This is a genomic window from Vibrio sp. FF266, assembly GCF_041439695.1.
In the GTDB taxonomy this organism is placed as follows: domain Bacteria; phylum Pseudomonadota; class Gammaproteobacteria; order Enterobacterales; family Vibrionaceae; genus Vibrio; species Vibrio tasmaniensis_A.
Genome location: NZ_JBGOOO010000009.1, coordinates 140,643 through 159,639, shown reverse-complemented (window position 1 = coordinate 159,639; position 18,997 = coordinate 140,643). Strand labels below are relative to the sequence as shown.

15 protein-coding genes are annotated in these 18,997 nt (G+C 44.9%); 11 read left to right on the top strand and 4 right to left on the bottom strand.

Annotated elements, in window-relative coordinates:
* Window positions 1-68: 68 nt before the first annotated feature.
* Window positions 69-2,918: a bifunctional [glutamate--ammonia ligase]-adenylyl-L-tyrosine phosphorylase/[glutamate--ammonia-ligase] adenylyltransferase gene (glnE, locus tag ACED59_RS09875; protein WP_017098292.1), complete on the top strand. Its 2,850-nt coding sequence runs from the start codon at window positions 69-71 to the stop codon at window positions 2,916-2,918.
* A 176-nt stretch (window positions 2,919-3,094) separates the two neighbouring features.
* On the top strand, window positions 3,095-4,525 hold the full coding sequence (gene hldE, locus ACED59_RS09870) for a bifunctional D-glycero-beta-D-manno-heptose-7-phosphate kinase/D-glycero-beta-D-manno-heptose 1-phosphate adenylyltransferase HldE (RefSeq protein WP_009848977.1): 1,431 nt from the start codon (window positions 3,095-3,097) through the stop codon (window positions 4,523-4,525).
* A gap of 167 nt (window positions 4,526-4,692) precedes the next feature.
* Here the strand turns inward: hldE and tolC are convergent, their stop codons facing one another.
* A complete protein-coding gene (gene tolC, locus ACED59_RS09865) occupies window positions 4,693-6,003 on the bottom strand; it encodes an outer membrane channel protein TolC (RefSeq protein WP_017098293.1) in 1,311 nt (436 codons plus the stop codon).
* 226 nt (window positions 6,004-6,229) lie between these two features.
* Between tolC and nudF the strand changes: the two genes are divergently transcribed.
* The 6 genes from nudF (at window position 6,230) to parC (ending at window position 13,175) form a co-directional block, all read left to right on the top strand.
* Entirely contained in the window at window positions 6,230-6,859 is a 630-nt protein-coding gene (nudF, locus tag ACED59_RS09860) for an ADP-ribose diphosphatase (protein WP_017098294.1), read from the top strand.
* A 4-nt stretch (window positions 6,860-6,863) separates the two neighbouring features.
* Entirely contained in the window at window positions 6,864-7,304 is a 441-nt protein-coding gene (locus ACED59_RS09855; RefSeq protein ID WP_009848962.1) for a DUF1249 family protein, read from the top strand.
* A gap of 59 nt (window positions 7,305-7,363) precedes the next feature.
* A complete protein-coding gene (gene cpdA / locus ACED59_RS09850) occupies window positions 7,364-8,188 on the top strand; it encodes a 3',5'-cyclic-AMP phosphodiesterase (RefSeq protein ID WP_009848963.1) in 825 nt (274 codons plus the stop codon).
* Window positions 8,188-8,793: an esterase YqiA gene (gene yqiA / locus ACED59_RS09845; RefSeq protein WP_017098295.1), complete on the top strand. Its 606-nt coding sequence runs from the start codon at window positions 8,188-8,190 to the stop codon at window positions 8,791-8,793. The genes cpdA and yqiA overlap by 1 nt, the downstream gene beginning before the upstream one ends.
* 239 nt (window positions 8,794-9,032) lie before the next feature.
* On the top strand, window positions 9,033-10,913 hold the full coding sequence (parE, locus tag ACED59_RS09840) for a DNA topoisomerase IV subunit B (RefSeq protein ID WP_012603198.1): 1,881 nt from the start codon (window positions 9,033-9,035) through the stop codon (window positions 10,911-10,913).
* 3 nt (window positions 10,914-10,916) lie between these two features.
* The gene (parC, locus tag ACED59_RS09835; RefSeq protein WP_012603199.1) at window positions 10,917-13,175 is read left to right on the top strand and encodes a DNA topoisomerase IV subunit A; all 2,259 of its coding nucleotides are present in this window, start codon (window positions 10,917-10,919) and stop codon (window positions 13,173-13,175) included.
* A gap of 137 nt (window positions 13,176-13,312) precedes the next feature.
* Here the strand turns inward: parC and degS are convergent, their stop codons facing one another.
* The 3 genes from degS to zapG form a co-directional block, all read right to left on the bottom strand.
* Window positions 13,313-14,377 carry an outer membrane-stress sensor serine endopeptidase DegS gene (gene degS, locus ACED59_RS09830; protein WP_029223985.1) on the bottom strand — a complete coding sequence of 355 codons (1,065 nt, stop codon included), beginning with the start codon at window positions 14,375-14,377 and terminating at the stop codon, window positions 13,313-13,315.
* A gap of 158 nt (window positions 14,378-14,535) precedes the next feature.
* Window positions 14,536-15,891, bottom strand: coding sequence for a DegQ family serine endoprotease (locus ACED59_RS09825; RefSeq protein WP_029223986.1), 1,356 nt, complete (start codon window positions 15,889-15,891; stop codon window positions 14,536-14,538).
* Between the two features lie 126 nt (window positions 15,892-16,017).
* The gene (zapG, locus tag ACED59_RS09820; protein ID WP_009848969.1) at window positions 16,018-16,473 is read right to left on the bottom strand and encodes a Z-ring associated protein ZapG; all 456 of its coding nucleotides are present in this window, start codon (window positions 16,471-16,473) and stop codon (window positions 16,018-16,020) included.
* 219 nt (window positions 16,474-16,692) lie between these two features.
* On the opposite strand from zapG, the gene zapE reads away from it, so the two are divergent.
* From zapE to rpsI, 3 genes are all read left to right on the top strand, one after another.
* Window positions 16,693-17,796, top strand: coding sequence for a cell division protein ZapE (zapE, locus tag ACED59_RS09815; RefSeq protein ID WP_017098298.1), 1,104 nt, complete (start codon window positions 16,693-16,695; stop codon window positions 17,794-17,796).
* A 247-nt stretch (window positions 17,797-18,043) separates the two neighbouring features.
* Window positions 18,044-18,472 carry a 50S ribosomal protein L13 gene (gene rplM / locus ACED59_RS09810; protein ID WP_010434689.1) on the top strand — a complete coding sequence of 143 codons (429 nt, stop codon included), beginning with the start codon at window positions 18,044-18,046 and terminating at the stop codon, window positions 18,470-18,472.
* 13 nt (window positions 18,473-18,485) lie between these two features.
* Entirely contained in the window at window positions 18,486-18,878 is a 393-nt protein-coding gene (rpsI, locus tag ACED59_RS09805; RefSeq protein WP_004740758.1) for a 30S ribosomal protein S9, read from the top strand.
* Window positions 18,879-18,997: the final 119 nt, after the last annotated feature.

Here is an 18,997-nt window from a genome sequence, read left to right as displayed (position 1 = left end):
GAACTCGTTATTGAAGAACCGAACCGACAAACCAATTGTTCGGTGCGCAGCTTACACAAGGAAGAAACATGCCATTGCCTTCTCTACTCGTCACTCATTCCCAGTCTGCTTTTGAGCAATTATTAGAGCATCAAAGTGACGCCATTAACATTTGGCCTGAGTCGCTGATTGCCGATCTCAAGCGTGTATTAGGCTTGAGCTGTTTTGTGGGTGATTGTTTACAGCGTGACTCGATTTTATCCAGCACCTTGCCAGAGGTGCTGAGATGCCAAGAGCGTGCGGAAGGGTATCGTAAGCGTTTGGCCGAGTTACTTTCAGGTTGTGTTGATGAAATGAGCGGTCAACGTGTACTGCGTCAATTCCGTAATCGTGAGATGACCTACATTGCTTGGCGTGACTTTATGGGCTCATGGGATCTAGAACAGAGCTTAAATCATTTGTCGATGCTAGCAGAGGCGATGATCTTCGAGACCTATCAATGGCAGTACGATATTTGTTGTAAAGAGTGGGGCACACCTTGTAACGAGCAAGGTGAAGCGCAGCCTATGTTGATCATAGGTATGGGCAAGTTAGGTGGCGGTGAGCTGAATTTCTCTTCCGATATCGATCTAATTTTTACTTACCCTGAGAATGGTGAAACCCAAGGAGCAAGAAGAAGTATCGCCAACGCGCAGTTCTTCACGCGTTTGGGGCAACGTATTATCAAGGCGCTTGATCAGCAAACCTTTGACGGATTCTGTTATCGAGTCGACATGCGCTTGCGTCCATTCGGGGAGAGCGGCCCTTTGGTCATGAGCTATGCTGCTCTTGAAGACTATTACCAAGAACAAGGCCGTGACTGGGAACGCTACGCAATGGTTAAGGCGCGTGTGATGGGCAGCGAAATGTACCCTGAATACCAAGAGCTCCGCCAGATGCTGCGTCCGTTTGTTTTTCGTCGTTATATTGATTTCAGTGCCATTCAATCTTTGCGTCGAATGAAGTCGATGATCAGTAGCGAAGTGCGACGTCGCGGCTTATCAAACAACATTAAGCTTGGCTCTGGTGGTATTCGTGAAGTCGAGTTTATTGCTCAAGTCTTTCAACTGATTCGTGGTGGACGTGAACCGAGCCTTCGTGGTCGAGGTTTGTTGGAGACGTTAAGTGCGATTGAATCTCTTCATTTATTAGAAGCAGAAGAGGTCGGTCACTTACGTGAGGCATACCTGTTTTTACGCCGCCTTGAGAACCTATTACAAGCGATGGCCGACAAGCAAACTCAAACATTACCTGATGGCGATTTCGAACAGTTGCAACTTGCTGTCGCCATGCAGTTTGCAGATTGGGACGGTTTGATTGATGCGACCCGTGCTCATATGGCGAATGTTCACACAGTATTCGAAGACCTAATTGGGGTTGATGAAGATGATGCTAACCCAATCGCGAGTCACTTTAGTGAGTTGTGGGATATGGCTCATAAGCAAGATGTGATTGAGCAGGTTCTAGAGCATGACATCGCGATTGCTAACCCGCAGCAAGCGGCGAAAACCATTATCCAATTCAAAGCTGATTTGGCTAAGAAAACCCTTGGCCCTCGTGGACGTGAAGTACTCAATCGATTAATGCCCAAAGTGTTTCAAGCGCTCTATACCGCCAAGGATGCTGAATTTGGTTTGTCTCGAGTGCTGCACCTGCTGCAAAAAATTGTTACGCGCACCACGTATCTTGAGCTATTGGATGAGCACCCCGCTGCCCTCACTCAACTCGTTCGCTTATGTACAGCGAGCCCGATGATTTCGGAGCAGCTTGGTCGTTATCCTATTCTTTTAGATGAACTTATCGACCCTCAACAACTCTATAATCCAGTACCATTAGAGTCCTACAAAACAGAGTTACGTGATTATCTTGCTCGTATTCCTGAAGATGATATGGAGCAGCAGATGGAAGGTCTGCGTCAGTTTAAGCAGACTTGTATTCTGAGAATTGCTGCCGCGGATATTGCGGGCGCTTTGCCTGTAATGAAGGTCAGTGATCACCTTACCTATTTAGCGGAAGCGATTGTTGAGGCGGGTATTAATCAAGCATGGCTGCAAGTGTCGGCTAAGTTCGGTGAGCCCACTCATGTGAAAGATCGAGAAGGGCGCGGTTTTGCGGTGGTTGGTTATGGCAAAGTTGGTGGCTGGGAGCTGGGTTACAACTCCGATCTTGATATTGTGTTCATGCACGATTGCCCAGTACACATCTATACTGATGGTAAGAAAGAGATCGACGGACGCCAGTTTTATCTGAGGTTGGCACAGCGCATTATTCATATTTTCTCGACCAGAACTGCTTCTGGTATTTTGTACGAGGTCGACACTCGCTTGCGCCCTTCAGGTGTCTCTGGTCTATTAGTGAGTCCAACCGATGCCTTTGATGAGTATCAGCATAATGACGCGTGGACTTGGGAGCACCAAGCTTTGACTCGCGCTCGTATGATTTATGGTGATGACTTATTGGCTTCGGCATTTAACAAGACTCGCCATGAGATTTTGTGTTTGACTCGAGATGAAGCTGTACTTAAAAAATCCGTTGTCGATATGCGTGAAAAAATGCGCGGGCACCTCGGAGGAAAAAAAGCCGATCGATTCATGCTAAAACAAGATGCGGGCGGTATTACTGATATTGAGTTCTTGGCGCAATATTTAGTACTTCGATACAGTAATGAAAAACCTAAGTTGACTCGTTGGTGTGACAATGTACGAATCTTTGAAAGTCTGTTGTCACAAGGGATCATGGACGAACAGCAAGGCATGGCATTAACTAATGCCTATACAACATTAAGAGATGAAATCCATCACCGAAACCTACTCAACCTTGATGCGGACGTGGCGATTGATAAATTTAAAATGGAAAGGGAACATGTTGTTCAGGCATGGAAGCAATGGATGGAAGCGTAACGGAACTATTTCTTAACGGTTACGTCATTATCATTTAGTGATCGCTTATCGACTTCTTAGCTGCTTATTAGCTACTAGAGTATCTATCGAGTTAGGCTTTCACTCATTTTTCTATGGTTTAGCCACTGTAATCAGTGTGCTAGACTCTAGCCAGATTCGATTTTTGGAGATCCACAATGAAACCAATTCTACCTGACTACAGCCAATCAGGCGTTCTTGTTGTCGGTGATGTAATGCTTGACCGTTACTGGTATGGCCCTACTGGCCGTATTTCACCAGAAGCACCTGTGCCCGTTGTTAAAGTAGAAAATAACGAAGAGCGCCCTGGTGGTGCTGCCAACGTAGCAATGAATATTGCCTCTCTTGGTGGTCATGCTCATATCGTTGGTTTAACTGGAAAAGATGAGCCAGCTGAGGTGTTGAAAAATACCTTGGGTGCATTAAAGGTTAAGTGTGATTTTGTTGAGTTGGACGATTACCCGACCATCACAAAATTGCGTGTCATGAGCCGTGGACAGCAATTGATCCGTCTTGATTTTGAAGACAAATTTGAGAACACGGATCCTGAGCTTGTTTTATCTCGCATGGAGCAAGCACTGCCTAATGTACGCTCGGTAATCTTATCTGATTATGCGAAAGGTGCTTTGGAGCATGTGCAGAGCTTTATTCAAAAAGCGCGCGCAGCGAACGTTCCGGTGTTTATCGATCCTAAAGGTGCAGATTTTGAACGCTACCGTGGTGCGACATTACTTACGCCAAACATGGCGGAGTTTGAGCTGGTTGCCGGTAAGGTTAAGTCTGAAGATGAAATGATCGAAAAAGGGCTCGCGTTAATCGAAGAGTTTGATTTTGAAGCCTTGTTAGTGACTCGCAGTGAGCATGGCATGACATTGCTCCGCAAAGGCGTAGAACCATTCCACTTACCGACTCAAGCAAAAGAAGTGTATGACGTTACTGGTGCTGGTGATACGGTTATTTCAGTATTAGCAGCTTCAGTTGCTGCAGGTAAGCCACTTGATGAAGCGTGTGCATTAGCAAACGCTGCAGCTGGCGTGGTAGTCGGCAAGCTAGGTACATCGACGTTGTCTACGATTGAGTTAGCGGAAGCGATTCATGGTAGCCAAGATACTGACTACGGTGTGATCTCTGAAGCTGCCCTAGTTGAAGCTGTGAAACGTGCTCGTGCGAAAGGTGAGAAAGTCGTTATGACTAATGGCTGCTTTGATATCCTGCATGCGGGACATGTCTCTTACATGAACCATGCTGCTGAGTTAGGTGATCGTTTGATCGTTGCTGTGAATACGGATGAATCAGTGAAACGCTTAAAAGGTCCAGGTCGTCCTGTGAACCCAACTGATCGTCGTATGGCGGTACTGGCTGGTTTAGGTGCGGTTGATTGGGTTGTTCCGTTTTCTGAAGATACACCGCAACGTTTGATCTCTGAAGTTCTTCCAAGCATTCTTGTGAAAGGTGGTGATTACAAACCTGAAGAGATTGCTGGTGGCGCGGAAGTGATTGCGGCTGGCGGTGAAGTTAAAGTACTTAACTTTGAAGATGGTTGCTCTACGACTGAAATCATTAAAGCGATTAAAGGTGGTCGAGGCTAACTCTTAGTCTTCTAACTTTCTTGTCTCAAGGCTTAACCTTTGGGTTAGGCTGAGAATTAGCTTTCAATAGATAATAAAAATGCCGCTCATTGAGCGGCATTTTTGTAACGGTAATCTAGTCACTTTATTAAATACTCTGGTGAGAGTATTTAACTAGGATTTAAGCATTACTTACTTGCGACTTTTAGACCTGCGTTTACATCAACAATGTCTTGTTCGCTTAGCGTACCAACAGCTTGACGAAGCTGAAGTACACTTAGGATGTAGTTGTAACGAGCATCTGAAAGGTTCTTGTTGGCATCGTATAGACGACGAGTTGAATCTAGTACGTCAACGATAGTACGAGTACCTACATCAAAACCTGCTTCTGTAGCTTCTAGAGCCGACTGAGCAGAAACAACAGACTGTTCGTAAGCGCGTAGCGCACCAATTGAAGCACTGATGTTGTTGTTGAATGCACGAACGTCTTTCACAACGCTACGGTAAGTCGCTTCAAGATCTTCACTTGCTGCAACGTAGTTGTATTCAGCCTGTTTAGTCAAAGAAGTTGTACTACCACCTGTGTATAGAGGCACAACTAAATTTAAGCCGACGTTTAGGTTATCTTGGTCGTAATCACTAGGGCTGCTTGATTGATCGGCAAGAGAGTAGCTACCGTCCAACGTTAGGCTAGGTAGATGACCTGAGCTTGCTAGCGTGATGTTATCTTTAGCGATGTCTTGATCAATACGTGATGCCAATAGCTTCAGGTTTTTCTCTTGAGCTTGCTCAACCAGTGCAACAGCAGATTCAGAAGACTTGCTTGCTGAGAAGCGGTCTGTATCTAAGATGTTTAGGTTAGAGTGCTCTTGACCTGTGATTTCACGTAGACCTTCGTAGTTATTAATCAGAGTGTTCTCTGCTAAAACTTCATCAGCCAAAACACCATCGTACTGAGCTTGCGCATCATGCACATCGGTGATGGCAGAAAGGCCAACTTCAAAGCGCTGCTTAGTTTGTTCCAGTTGACGAGCAACTGCGGCTTTTTCTGCACGAACAAACTCTAGGCTATCTTGAGCACGAAGTACTTCGAAGTAAGCGGTAGCAACACGAAGGATCAGAGCTTGTTGCTCTGCTGCGTATGAAGAATCAGCTTGGCGAGCTTTTTTCTCTGCTGTATCTAGCGTGATCCAAGAGGAGCGCTTGTACAGCTCCTGAGAAAAGTAAATTCCAGCTCCCCATTGATTGCTGTCATTATTTACATCACTTCGCTCACCACGGTTGATGTCGTAGTTAGCTCTCAAGTCAATTTGTGGTAGCAAATCACTACGGTTTGACGTTACTGCTTCAAAAGCGGCATCGCGCTGCGCTGCTGAACGAAGAAGTTGAGGATCGTTCTGTTTTGCTTGGTCGTAAACCTCAGCTAGCGTATCAGCGAAAGCTGACGAACTCAGGCTGCCAATTGCTGCACTGATAAATAGTGGAAGCAGTTTTTTCATTTTCCTATTCCTGCCTTTAATGGAATTTTCTTTAAAAGAGTTTAACCCAGTTTGGTGGTAATTTACTCGAAACTTTGCACTTTTTTACAGTTAACTGTCCACTTGTGCAATATTTATTTTTTAAAACTTAACTTTAATTATAAGTTTTATACTAAAAGTTGAACCTTATCCTTGGTAGTTAACTCGGACAATGAGTAAACTATAAGATCACTTAGTGAGGTATCAAATGCAACAGTATGACAATCAACGACATGAGTTTACTCCGCAAGATGTGGAAATAGTCTCAAAAGAGACGCTGTTTCGTGGTTTTTTCAAAATGGTTAAGTACACATTTAAACATAGACTGTTTGAGGGCGGCTGGAGCCAACCAATCGAGCGTGAGATGTTTGAGCGTGGACATGCTGCCGCTTTGCTACCTTATGATCCTGTACGTGACGAAGTCGTGATCGTCGAACAGATCCGTGTCGGTGCTCTAGAGCATGAGAACCCGTGGCAATACGAAATTGTTGCAGGGATTATTGATACCGACGAATCACCACAAGATGTTGCTTGTCGTGAGGCGATGGAAGAAGCGGGGGTCGACGTCGGATCTGTATTGCCTATTACTTCGTATTATCCTTCATCCGGAGGTTGCTCAGAAAAGCTCGACGTCTTTGTTGGTTGTGTTGACGCCACGACAGCAAAAGGGGTTCACGGATTGGATTACGAAGGTGAAGATATTCGAGTACAAGTGATGAGTCGCGAAGCCGCTTATCAATTAGTAAAAGACGGTGTGTTTGAAAATGGCGCCACGATAATCGCGCTGCAGTGGCTACAATTGAACTACCAAGAATTACAGTCAGAGTGGATAGATTAACGTCATGCCAAATATAGCAGTCAAAAAACCGTATCATGTCGATCTGGCTGAATTGATGCGAGTTTACGAGACTAACTATGCCAAACTTAATGCTCTGTTACCGGTTGAGCATGAGGTTGGTGACGTTCGCTGTTACCAAGCCGTTAATATGGTGTATCAATTGACAGTGAATGAGGTCACAAAATACACCACATTAATAGATATATGTCAGAGTGACGCGATGCCAGTGTTTCCTTTGCCAAAAATGTCTGTCAGGCTATATCACGACGCTCGAGTTGCAGAAGTGTGCGCTAGCGGGGATTTTTCGCGAGTCAAAGCAAAATATGACTATCCCAACACAAAACTTCTGCAAAAGGATGAGAAATTTCAATTGAACAAATTTCTTGGGGAATGGTTAACGTTTTGTTTAAAAACGGGTATCAGCCGAACTCCAGTTTCTTTTTAATTGAGCCTATTTAAAAACACTTTTAAAGTCTAAACAGTAACGTATCTGGATTTGTTATTTTGGAATTATCACACACTTCAAAATTTGATGAGAGCAGTATTAAGCTTGTACAGCTAACGGACACGCATTTATTTGCGCCGAGCAATGGCAGCTTATTAAGCATCAACACTCAAGATAGCTTTCGTGCTGTAGTCGATGCCATTGTTAGTCAGGGCTTTGACTATCAAGCGATTTTAGCAACCGGTGATATTTCTCAAGATCACAGTGCTGAGTCGTACCAAAAATTTGAGTCAGGAATTCAACCTTTGGATAAACCGTGTTACTGGTTGCCAGGGAATCATGACTTCAAACCGAATATGGGCAGTGTTTTACCATCACCACAAATACAGTGCGTTGAGCATGTCTTGCTAGGTAATAATTGGCAGATGGTGATGCTGGACTCGCAAGTGGTTGGCGTGCCTCACGGACGTCTCAGTGATCAACAGCTTGATCTACTAGAACAAAAGCTAACCGAATTTCCCGAACGTAATACCTTGGTTCTGCTGCACCACCATCCACTATTGGTTGGCAGTGCATGGCTGGATCAACATAATCTGAAAGATGCTGATCAATTTTGGGAAGTGGTTCAACAGCACACCAATGTGAAAGCCGTACTGTGTGGTCACGTTCATCAAGACATGAATCGAGATCATCATGGTGTACAAGTCATGGCAACACCGTCGACTTGTGTGCAATTCAAACCTAATTCAGATGACTTTGCGGTTGATACTTTGTCGCCTGGTTGGAGAGAGATTGAATTGCATCAAGATGGATCAGTAAGCACGCAAGTTCGCCGTTTACCTCATGGACAATTCTTACCTGATTTTGAAGCGGCAGGTTATTGATGTTTGATTCTGAACAGCAAGCCGCTAAGCCGCCACTGCTTCTCTATATTCACGGTTTTAACAGTTCATCACGTTCTCACAAAGCAACGGTGATGGCTGACTATTGCGCGGAGCATCGTCCTGATATCAAGGTGATGACACCTCAACTGCCGAGTTTTCCTCAGCAAGCGGCCATTTATTTGCAGCAATTGGTGGAGCAATATAAAGAGCAATATCAGATAGCGTTGGTAGGTAGTTCTTTGGGTGGCTATCTTTCAACATGGCTGAATACTCACTATGGCTTTAAAGCTGTGGTTGTGAACCCAGCCGTTAAGCCGTATGAGCTTCTTGCTGACTATTTAGGTGAACAAGTAAATCCATATACAGAAGAGCGATATGTTCTGGAAACAAAACATATCAATGAACTGAAGGCGTTAGAGGTTCCGGCTATCGCTCAGCCGAGTGACTTCTGGTTACTTCAGCAAACGGAAGACGAAGTTCTGGATTACCGACAAGCGGTAGAGAAGTACCAAGGTGCAGTACAGACAGTAGAAGAGGGGGGGGATCATAGCTTTGTCAATTTTGAACGCTATCCCCAGCAAATCATCACCTTTCTAAATCTTTAATCTGTTTCACCAATCAAGTAATTTTCTCTTGTTTGACTGTTATTTCATCTATCAGTGGTGAAATATCATAGTTTGATGCCTTAGTTTTTGAACTAGCTTGACATCATTACTCAGCTTCCAGACTATATTCCCCAATACTTCGCTCGTTCGCTCTACTATGACGGTTCATAGTAATGATTTCGCTTTAGTCAAACTAGAGCCAGCGAACTGACGCAAACTTTTTGAGTAAACTCCGTATTATGACTGAACAATATAATGCAAAAGACCTTGAGGTACTTGAAGGTCTCGACCCCGTGCGACATCGCCCGGGAATGTATACCGAGACAGAAAGACCAAACCACCTTGCCCAAGAAGTCATTGATAACTCGGTTGATGAAGCACTAGCGGGACACGCTAAGAAGATTAAAGTCGTGTTGCATGCTGACCAATCGTTAGAAGTGACGGATGATGGCCGTGGTATGCCTGTTGATATCCACCCTGAAAAAGGGATCTCAGGTGTTGAGCTGATTTTAACTAAGCTCCACTCTGGCGGTAAGTTCTCGAACAATAACTACAAGTTTTCAGGTGGTTTGCACGGGGTAGGTATCTCGGTGGTAAACGCGTTGTCAAAACGTGTTGAAGTGACGGTTCGCCGTGACGGTCAGGTACATGAAATTGCCCTTGAAGGTGGTCATGCCGTAACGGATCTTACTGTGACAGGTACTTGTGGTCATCGCAATACAGGTACGACGGTACATTTTTGGCCAGATCCAAAATATTTCGATAGCTCTAAATTTTCGACACTTCGTCTAATTAACAACCTACGTGCAAAAGCAGTTCTTTGCCCAGGTTTAGAAATTACCTTTGTCGACAAGGTTGGCGGTGAAGAACATAAATGGTTCTATGAAGATGGCCTAAAAGACTACCTTGCCGAAGGCGTGAAAGGTTACACCTTACTTCCTGAAGAACCGTATGTTGGCGAATTCGTAGCTGAAACAGAAATGGCAAACTGGGCGATCATTTGGCAGCCAGAAGGCGGTGATATGATCACCGAAAGTTACGTGAACTTAGTACCGACTAAACAAGGTGGTACACACGTAAACGGTCTTCGCCAAGGTCTGCTTGATGCAATGCGTGAGTTCTGTGAATTCCGCAACTTGCTACCACGTGGGGTTAAGCTAACGGGCGACGATATTTTCGATCGCTGTTCGTACGTACTCTCGGTGAAGATGCAAGATCCGCAGTTTGCTGGTCAAACAAAAGAGCGCTTGTCTTCTCGTCAAACCGCTGCGTTTGTTTCTGGTGTGGTAAAAGATGCGTTTAGCTTGTGGTTGAACGAAAAGCCACAATTGGCAGAACAGTTAGCAGAAGCTTGTATTGCGAATGCTCACCGCCGTATGCGCGCAAGCAAAAAGGTTGTGCGTAAGAAAATCGCGTCAGGCCCAGCACTGCCGGGTAAGCTAACGGACTGTTCGGTTCAAGACTTAAGCCGTACCGAAATCTTCTTCGTGGAAGGGGACTCGGCGGGTGGTTCTGCTAAACAAGCTCGTGATCGTGAGTTCCAAGCGGTGATGCCACTTCGAGGTAAGATCCTAAATACATGGGAAGTGTCAGCGGACCAAGTATTGGCTTCACAGGAAGTACATGATATTTCGGTTGCTCTGGGTATCGATCCCGATAACGATGACTTGTCAGGCCTGCGTTACGGTAAGATCTGTATCCTTGCCGATGCGGACTCGGATGGTCTTCATATCGCGACACTGCTATGTGCACTATTTACTCGCCATTTCCATGCATTGGTTGAAGCGGGTCATATCTATGTGGCAATGCCCCCTCTGTATCGTATCGATTGCGGTAAAGAAGTGTTCTACGCACTCGATGACGCAGAGAAAGACGGTGTGCTTGAGCGACTATCGCAGAAGAAAGCCAAGATCAACGTGCAACGATTCAAAGGTCTGGGTGAAATGAACCCACTTCAGTTGCGTGAAACCACCATGGATCCAAACACCCGTCGCCTTGTTCAATTAACGATTGATGACAACGAAGCGACCAACGAGATGATGGACATGCTGCTTGGTAAAAAACGTGCAGATGATCGCCGTACATGGCTACAGACTAACGGTGATATGGCCGAGGTATAATGGATGTCTAACGAAATTACATATGATGGCGTTGAACAGCTGCCAATGCGCAAGTTCACCGAAGATGCCTACTTAAATTACTCAATGTACGTGATCATGGATCGTGCATTACCGTATATCGGTGATGGCTTGAAGCCAGTACAGCGTCGTATTATCTACGCGATGTCTGAGCTGGGCTTATCAGCTGCATCGAAATACAAAAAATCAGCACGTACCGTTGGTGACGTATTAGGTAAGTATCACCCACACGGTGACTCTGCTTGTTACGAAGCGATGGTATTGATGGCGCAGCCTTTCTCCTACCGCTACCCATTGGTAGATGGTCAAGGTAACTGGGGTGCTCCGGACGACCCGAAATCGTTCGCTGCAATGCGTTATACCGAAGCGAAATTGTCTAAGTTTGCTGAGGTTCTGCTAGGTGAACTAGGTCAAGGCACCGTTGATTGGCAACCAAACTTTGATGGCACCATGAAAGAGCCTCAAATGTTGCCTGCACGTCTGCCTCACATCTTACTTAACGGTATTACTGGTATCGCGGTAGGTATGGCGACTGACATCCCGCCTCACAATGTCCGTGAAGTGGCGAACGCAGCGATTCACTTGATTGATACGCCGAAAGCTGAACTTCCAGATGTGATGGGTTTCATTCAAGGCCCTGATTACCCGACAGAGGCTGAGATTATTTCGCCGAAGTCGGACATCGAAAAGATCTACCGTACAGGACGTGGCAGTATCAAGATGCGCGCGGTTTGGCACAAGGAAGGCTCTGATATTGTTATCACGGCTTTACCTCATCAAGTGTCAGGTGCGAAATTACTTGAGCAAATTGCTAACCAGATGCGCGCTAAGAAGCTGCCAATGGTTGACGACTTGCGTGATGAATCGGATCACGAGAACCCAACTCGCATCGTTGTCGTTCCTCGTTCAAACCGTATCGACTGTGACCAATTGATGAGTCACCTATTCGCTTCGACGGATCTAGAGAAAAACTTCCGCGTTAACTTGAACATGATTGGTTTAGACAATCGTCCTCAAGTTAAAGGCCTAGTTCAAATTCTGAAAGAGTGGATTGAGTTCCGTCGCACGACCGTTCGCCGTCGTTTGCAGTACCGTTTAGATAAAGTACTAGCACGTTTGCACATTTTAGAAGGTTTGCTTGCTGCCTATCTTAATATCGATGAAGTGATTGAAATCATTCGTACAGAAGACGAACCATGTCCTGTATTGATGAGCCGTTTCAACATTTCTGAAATTCAAGCCAATGCGATTCTTGATATCAAACTTCGTAACTTAGCTAAGTTAGAAGAGTTTAAAATCCGAGCGGAACAAGAAGAGCTTGAAGCTGAACGCGAAAAGCTTGAAAAGCTACTCGGTTCAGAGCGTCGCTTGAATACGTTGATCAAGAAAGAAATCCAAGCAGATGCAGATAAATACGGCGATGATCGTCGTTCACCTCTGATTGAGCGTGCTGAAGCGAAAGCGCTAACAGAACGTGACTTAGTACCAAGCGAACCAATCACGGTTGTGTTGTCTGAGAAAGGTTGGATTCGTCATGCTAAAGGGCATGAAGTTGATGCTGAAGGCTTGAACTACAAATCTGGTGATAAGTTCTTAGCGAGTGCTAAGGGTAAGAGTAACCAACAAGCGGTGTTCCTTGGCAGTGATGGCCGAAGCTACTCCCTTGAATCTCATTCATTACCGTCGGCACGTAGCCAAGGTGAGCCAATTACAGGCCGCCTGAACGTCAGCCCTGGTACTTCGATTCGCCAAGTGGTGATGGGAGAGAATGAACAATTATGGTTAGTCGGTTCTGATGCAGGTTATGGCTTTGTTTGTAAGGGTAGCGATCTGCTGTCAAAGAACAAGAGCGGTAAAGCGTTAGTTAACTTGCCACAAGCTTCTGAAGTGATGTTGCCAAGCCCTATTGCAGATCTGGACAGTAACCAGATTCTGGCGATTACTAACCAAGGCCGTATGTTGTTGTTCCCTATTAAAGACCTACCTCAGCTGAGCAAAGGTAAAGGCAACAAGATCATCAACATCCCTTCTGCGAAAGCAAAAGAGCGAGAAGAGTTTGTATCGCATCTGATGGCTATTCCAGAGAATGCAACGCTGACTATTTACGCGGGCAAACGTAAACTTGGCTTGAAACCTGCGGATCTTGAAAACTTCCGTGGTGAGCGTGGTCGTCGTGGTGGTCTGCTCCCAAGAGGTTTGCAGCGTGTGACTCGTATCGATATCGATGAACCTAGTGACGCTTAGTTTTGATTGAGTTTATCATTAGCTTTGATTGATAAAAGAAAACCCAGCTTAAGAGCTGGGTTTTTTGTATCTATACTTTTTGTCTCTGTAATTGGCGGTTTGAGTTGCTCGCTATTAGCAATCAAACTAAATAAAGACTACAGGCGTGTGTCTTCGGTAATGGTGACCTTGAGTGTCTTGTTTTCACCTTTTCGCAATACACCAACATCAATGATAGTACCCGGGCGAAGGTCAGTAACTATGTCCATTACGCTCTGTCGTCCGCTAATTTGGGTGTTGTTGATGCTGATAATGATATCTTGTGCTTCAAAGCCGGCATCGGCTGCAGGGCCATCCGGGTCAATGCCTAAAACAACAATGCCACCGATGTTCTTAGTACCGAGCAAGCGTGATGTCACCGAATTGATGTCTTGTCCGTCGATACCAATATAACCACGAATGACACGACCATCGGCGATGATCTTCTCCATGATTTTATTAGCAAGTGAGTAGGGGATTGCAAATGAGATCCCGTAGGTTTCCATGTCGGTAGCTTGTTGGAAAGAAGCCGTGTTGATTCCGACGAGCTCACCTTGTGAGTTAACCAGTGCACCACCTGAGTTACCTTCATTGATTGCGGCATCAGTCTGGATAAAGGCTTGGTGACCATCTGCACTGATCGAAGAACGACCTGTTGCAGAGATAATGCCAAAGGTTGTCGTTTGCCCTAGGTTGTATGGGTTACCGATAGCCAGCACCACGTCGCCGACATTTGCTTTGTAATTCGGGTTCAGTGGAATAACAGGTAAGTTGTCACCGCTGACTCGGAGTATCGCAATATCGGTGCGTTTGTCTGAGCCGACAAGTTGTGCGGCAGCTACTCGTCCGTCTTGAAGTGCCACGACTATTTGGTCAGCTTGAGCAACAACATGGAAGTTGGTAATGATGTAGCCTTTTTCACTAACAATCACCCCTGAACCTAATCCTTGAGTTAGTAGCTTGTTGCGATCGCTTTCTGCGTATTTACGACTATAAATATTGACCACAGCGGGTGCAGCTCGTCGCACCGCTTGGTTAAATGAGACCTGAAGAGAGCCAATATTATCGACTTGAGGGTTCGTGACGTCTGCAACAATCGCCGGCCTTAAACTCGGGAATGCGAGAAGAATAAGCGCCGCTGAAACGAGTCCAAGGGAAATAGAACGAAATAGAAAGGACAGCATGTTTCCCTCTTCAACAAGTAAGGTATGAAGCATCCGTCAATGGATGACTGACTTGATTATCAGTGAAGCATAGCATTTTGATTGATCTAAAGAAAAGGGAGACTGAGTAAGTTTAAAGCAAACTTACTCAGTCTCCCTGTAATTACGCTGACGTATGGCTATCGAATAACTAGATAGATAGTCCTATCGTCTCGCTGGATATTAAGTGCCAATACGCCAGGTTGTTTTTCAAGAATCTTTCTAAATTCAGCAAGGTTCTTAACTGGTTGGCGGTTTACCCCGATGATGATGTCATCTTTAAGAAGCTGATAAGCTTCTGCTGGCGAACCTTGAGCGACACTTGATACCTTGACGCCTGTCGCTGAATCGCTGTCGGTTGTGTTGGTGAGCTCTGCACCGGCAAGTCCTTCATGGAGCTTTTCAGCTTGTGTCTTACTATTTGTGGATTCACCAAGCGTGACGTCAAAGGTCTTATTCTTACCGTCACGAACCACGCCTAACTCGATCTGTTTACCTGCACCTAAGGTGGCTACTTTGGCTCTTAACTCACTAAAAGTATCAATACGCTTACCGTTAATGGAGATAATGACATCGCCCGCTTTCAATCCGGCTTTGTCTGCAGCACTGTCGGGTACAATTTGGCTAACAAAAGCACCTTTGCTGGACTCATAACCAAGCGCTTCAGCCAATTCCGAGGTGACCTCTCCACCTTGGACACCAAGCATGCCACGTTTTACTTCACCGAAATCGAGAATCTGTTCAGTCAGGTTTGTCATCATATTGGATGGAATGGCAAAGCCGATACCGACATTGCCTCCGTTAGGTCCTAGGATGGCCGTGTTGATACCAATCAGTTCACCGTTAAGATTCACTAACGCACCTCCAGAGTTACCACTGTTAATCGCGGCATCGGTTTGAATGAAGTTTTCGAAGTTCTCTAGATTGAGACCGCTACGTCCTAACGCTGAAACGATACCGGATGTTACGGTTTGACCAAGCCCAAATGGGTTGCCGATAGCCACACTGAAATCGCCGACTCTCAATTTGTCGGAATCTGCGACTTTTATCTGGGTAAGGTTTTTGGCTGTTTCGAGTTTTAATAGCGCGATATCAGACATCTGGTCGCCGCCGATGAGTTCTGCATCGTATTCTCGACCATCATGCAGTTTTACTTTGATATTGTCGGCACCATTGATGACATGGTAATTGGTGACAATATGGCCTTTCTTGGCATCAATGATGACACCAGAGCCTAGCCCGCGAAATGGACGCTCTCGTGTTTGTTCTGGACCAAAAAAGAATTGAAATTGTTCAGGGATTTGCTGACGTTGTACCTGTTTGCCTTCTACGGCAATACTAACCACAGCGGGGGTTACTTGTTCAAGCATAGGAGCAAGGCTTGGTAATTGTTCATTACCCACACTTAATGGAAGTGCGGCTGTAGCTTGAATGGGGGTGATGATTGAACTTAAGCTTAAAGTCAGTACTGATAAAGCAAGCAAAGGTTTTTTCATCATAAACTCCTCTCTAGTTAAGGTCTTAACCCTCTTATACGTTTAATAAGTATGAGAAGTTTCAAATGACCTGAGTGAAAGTTATGACTCAAAAACCTTTGTAAAGTTCACAGAAGTGTTAAATGTTTACGATGCTTTTGCTGTAACGACATCTGGAGCATCCATGATTTCTTTCTTCTGCTCGGTAAATAAACCCGTTGCGCCATTAGCGTAATCTTTCGGTTGTTCTTCAAGCGTCGACTCTTTAACTGAAGACTTATCTTGTGGCTTATCCGAATGAGCAGCGGCTGTTTTCACAAATGGGTTGTCTTGCTCTGGCAGGTTAGGGAGTAGCTCTGAGCTTGTTTTTTCCATGTGTTGGTAAAGCTTTGTATAGTCCTTACCTAAGGTGTCCAACATTTCTGCTGATTTCGCAAAGTGGTCAGCTAGCTCTTGTCGCTGCTGTTCCAGGGCAAACTTTGCGCTATCTAATTCTTTCTGTACGTTCTTTTGTTTTTTGTATTCAGGTGTCATGAGACGAGAAATAGCGACCCCTAAAATAACTCCGACTAGTAAACCGGCAACGGCATACATCCAAGGCATAACAGCTCCTTATTATTGTTTTTTAACATGTTTGTTACTGCTTAGTTACACGTGATACAGCTCCATGGTACTATGAGAAAGCCGCAGTATAAAGAGAAATGCGTGTGCGCTAGTTAGCAGTTTGATGCTGCATTATTCACCGCATAGCGACATGTCTCATACTGTTTGGGCTCATTTTTATTTGCTGTCTGATATCGCTTTCATTGTGGAAATGTCGTCATGAATCCCATTAAAAAATACGAACAAGATATAAAAGAACATGGATTTCAAAGAGATCCAGCACAAGAGCAAGCCGTTAAATCTTTAGATGAACTCTTTCATCAATTCCAAGATTACATGAATGCCCCTATTCCTCAACTGACTCGATTCCAAAAGTTAATGGGCAAAAAGCCAGAACTGCCACTGCCACCAAAAGGCCTCTATTTTTGGGGCGGCGTCGGGCGCGGTAAAACCTATTTAATGGATACGTTCTACGATGCCTTGCCGACCACAAAAAAAATGCGCGTTCACTTTCACCGTTTTATGTATCGAGTCCATGATGAGCTAAGGGCGCTAGGTAATGTTAGCGACCCGTTGCCTTTAGTCGCAGATAAGTTGAAAGAAGAAGCGGATATTATCTGTTTTGATGAATTCTTTGTTTCAGACATTACCGATGCCATGATCTTAGGAACTTTGTTCCAAGAGTTATTCGCTCGAAACGTTATCTTGGTTGCGACCTCTAATATTCCACCTGCGGATCTGTATCGCAACGGGTTACAGCGAGCGCGTTTCTTACCCGCTATTAAGCTCATTCAAGATAACTGTCATATTCTTAATGTTGATAGCGGAATTGATTATCGTCTGAGAACCTTAGAGCAGGCTGAGATCTACCATTACCCACTGGATAGCCAAGCGAACATTAACCTCGAAACATATTACGCGCAGCTTGTTGGTGAAGATAAAGAGAAGCTTAAGCAGATAGAGGTTAATCACCGTCAATTAGATGTGGTCGAAGCGAGTGATGGTGTGCTGCATGGTACTTTTGCTCAGCTTTGTCAGTCGGCTCGTAGCCAGAACGATTATATTGAGTTGTCTCGGGTTTATCACACGGTTCTATTGGCTGATGTGTTGCAAATGGGCGCGACTTCCGATGACGCTGCTAGACGCTTTATTGCGTTAGTTGATGAGTTCTATGAGCGCAATGTGAAACTGATTATTTCAGCGGAAGTGGAGTTAGAAAAGCTATACACCCATGGTCAACTAGAGTTTGAGTTTAAACGTTGTCAGTCGCGTTTAATTGAAATGCAGAGCCATGAGTATTTGGCAAGAGAACACTTAAGTTAGCTTTGATTATCTCGAATAAGAAAGAGAATTAAAAAAATCGTGATTTTGTTCAAAAAGAGGTGATTTTTTCTTCGCTCTTCTCTATAATCCTGCGACCTACCGTTACTGCGGGCCTCTAGCGATGAGTAAAATCACGTTATGCCAAGAGTTTTCCAACACTCGAAGGGGTGATGAATGGTAACTCTTAGACAGTGGGAATACGCGAGTATTCCTTAAGTGTAAATTTTTTAAATAGGTAATTATTAGCATGAAAACTTTCGTTGCTAAACCAGAAACTGTAAAACGCGACTGGTATGTTGTAGACGCTGAAGGCAAAACTCTTGGCCGTCTAGCAAGTGAAATCGCTTCTCGCCTACGCGGCAAGCACAAAGCAGAATACACTCCTCACGTAGACACTGGTGATTACATCATCGTTGTTAACGCTGAGAAAGTTGCTGTAACTGGTAACAAAGCTAAGGGTAAGGTTTACTACCGTCACTCTGAGTTCCCAGGTGGTCTTAAAACTATCACTTTTGAAAAGCTAATTGCTAAGAAACCAGAAATGGTTCTTGAACTAGCAGTTAAAGGTATGCTTCCACGTGGTCCACTAGGCCGCGCGATGTACCGTAAGCTTAAAGTGTACGCTGGTACTGAGCACAACCATGTTGCTCAACAGCCACAAGTACTAGACATCTAAGGGGATTAAGACAATGGCAGAGAATCAATACTACGGCACTGGTCGTCGCAAAAGCTCAGCAGCTCGTGTTTTCATCAAACCAGGCTCTGGTGAGATCGTAATCAACAAGCGCAGCCTTGATGTTTACTTCGGTCGTCCAACTTCTCGTATGGTTGTTAAACAACCTCTTGAGCTAGTTGAACTAACTGAGAAACTTGACCTTTACATCACTGTTTCTGGTGGTGGTATTTCAGGTCAAGCTGGCGCAATCCGCCACGGTATCACTCGTGCTCTTATGGAATACGATGAAACTCTACGTCCTGCTCTACGTGCAGCTGGCTATGTTACGCGTGACGCTCGTTGCGTTGAACGTAAGAAAGTTGGTCTACGTAAAGCACGTCGTAAACCTCAATTCTCTAAGCGTTAATTTTTCTTTACGAAAAAGTACACGCTCCCAGTTTTTCGACTGGAATTGTGGTTCAAAGCTCGGCTATATGCCGGGCTTTTTGTTTTTATGCCCCCTCTAAACGCTTTCCCTCCCTCGTT

Bases quoted from the DNA above. Each gene is read 5' to 3' on its own strand.
- glnE (WP_017098292.1), top strand. From the start codon at position 69: ATGCCATTGCCTTCTCTACTCGTCACTCATTCCCAGTCTGCTTTTGAG.
- hldE (WP_009848977.1), top strand. From the start codon at position 3,095: ATGAAACCAATTCTACCTGACTACAGCCAATCAGGCGTTCTTGTTGTC.
- tolC (WP_017098293.1), bottom strand. From the start codon at position 6,003: ATGAAAAAACTGCTTCCACTATTTATCAGTGCAGCAATTGGCAGCCTG.
- nudF (WP_017098294.1), top strand. From the start codon at position 6,230: ATGCAACAGTATGACAATCAACGACATGAGTTTACTCCGCAAGATGTG.
- ACED59_RS09855 (WP_009848962.1), top strand. From the start codon at position 6,864: ATGCCAAATATAGCAGTCAAAAAACCGTATCATGTCGATCTGGCTGAA.
- yqiA (WP_017098295.1), top strand. From the start codon at position 8,188: ATGTTTGATTCTGAACAGCAAGCCGCTAAGCCGCCACTGCTTCTCTAT.
- parE (WP_012603198.1), top strand. From the start codon at position 9,033: ATGACTGAACAATATAATGCAAAAGACCTTGAGGTACTTGAAGGTCTC.
- parC (WP_012603199.1), top strand. From the start codon at position 10,917: ATGTCTAACGAAATTACATATGATGGCGTTGAACAGCTGCCAATGCGC.
- degS (WP_029223985.1), bottom strand. From the start codon at position 14,377: ATGCTGTCCTTTCTATTTCGTTCTATTTCCCTTGGACTCGTTTCAGCG.
- ACED59_RS09825 (WP_029223986.1), bottom strand. From the start codon at position 15,891: ATGAAAAAACCTTTGCTTGCTTTATCAGTACTGACTTTAAGCTTAAGT.
- zapG (WP_009848969.1), bottom strand. From the start codon at position 16,473: ATGCCTTGGATGTATGCCGTTGCCGGTTTACTAGTCGGAGTTATTTTA.
- zapE (WP_017098298.1), top strand. From the start codon at position 16,693: ATGAATCCCATTAAAAAATACGAACAAGATATAAAAGAACATGGATTT.
- rplM (WP_010434689.1), top strand. From the start codon at position 18,044: ATGAAAACTTTCGTTGCTAAACCAGAAACTGTAAAACGCGACTGGTAT.
- rpsI (WP_004740758.1), top strand. From the start codon at position 18,486: ATGGCAGAGAATCAATACTACGGCACTGGTCGTCGCAAAAGCTCAGCA.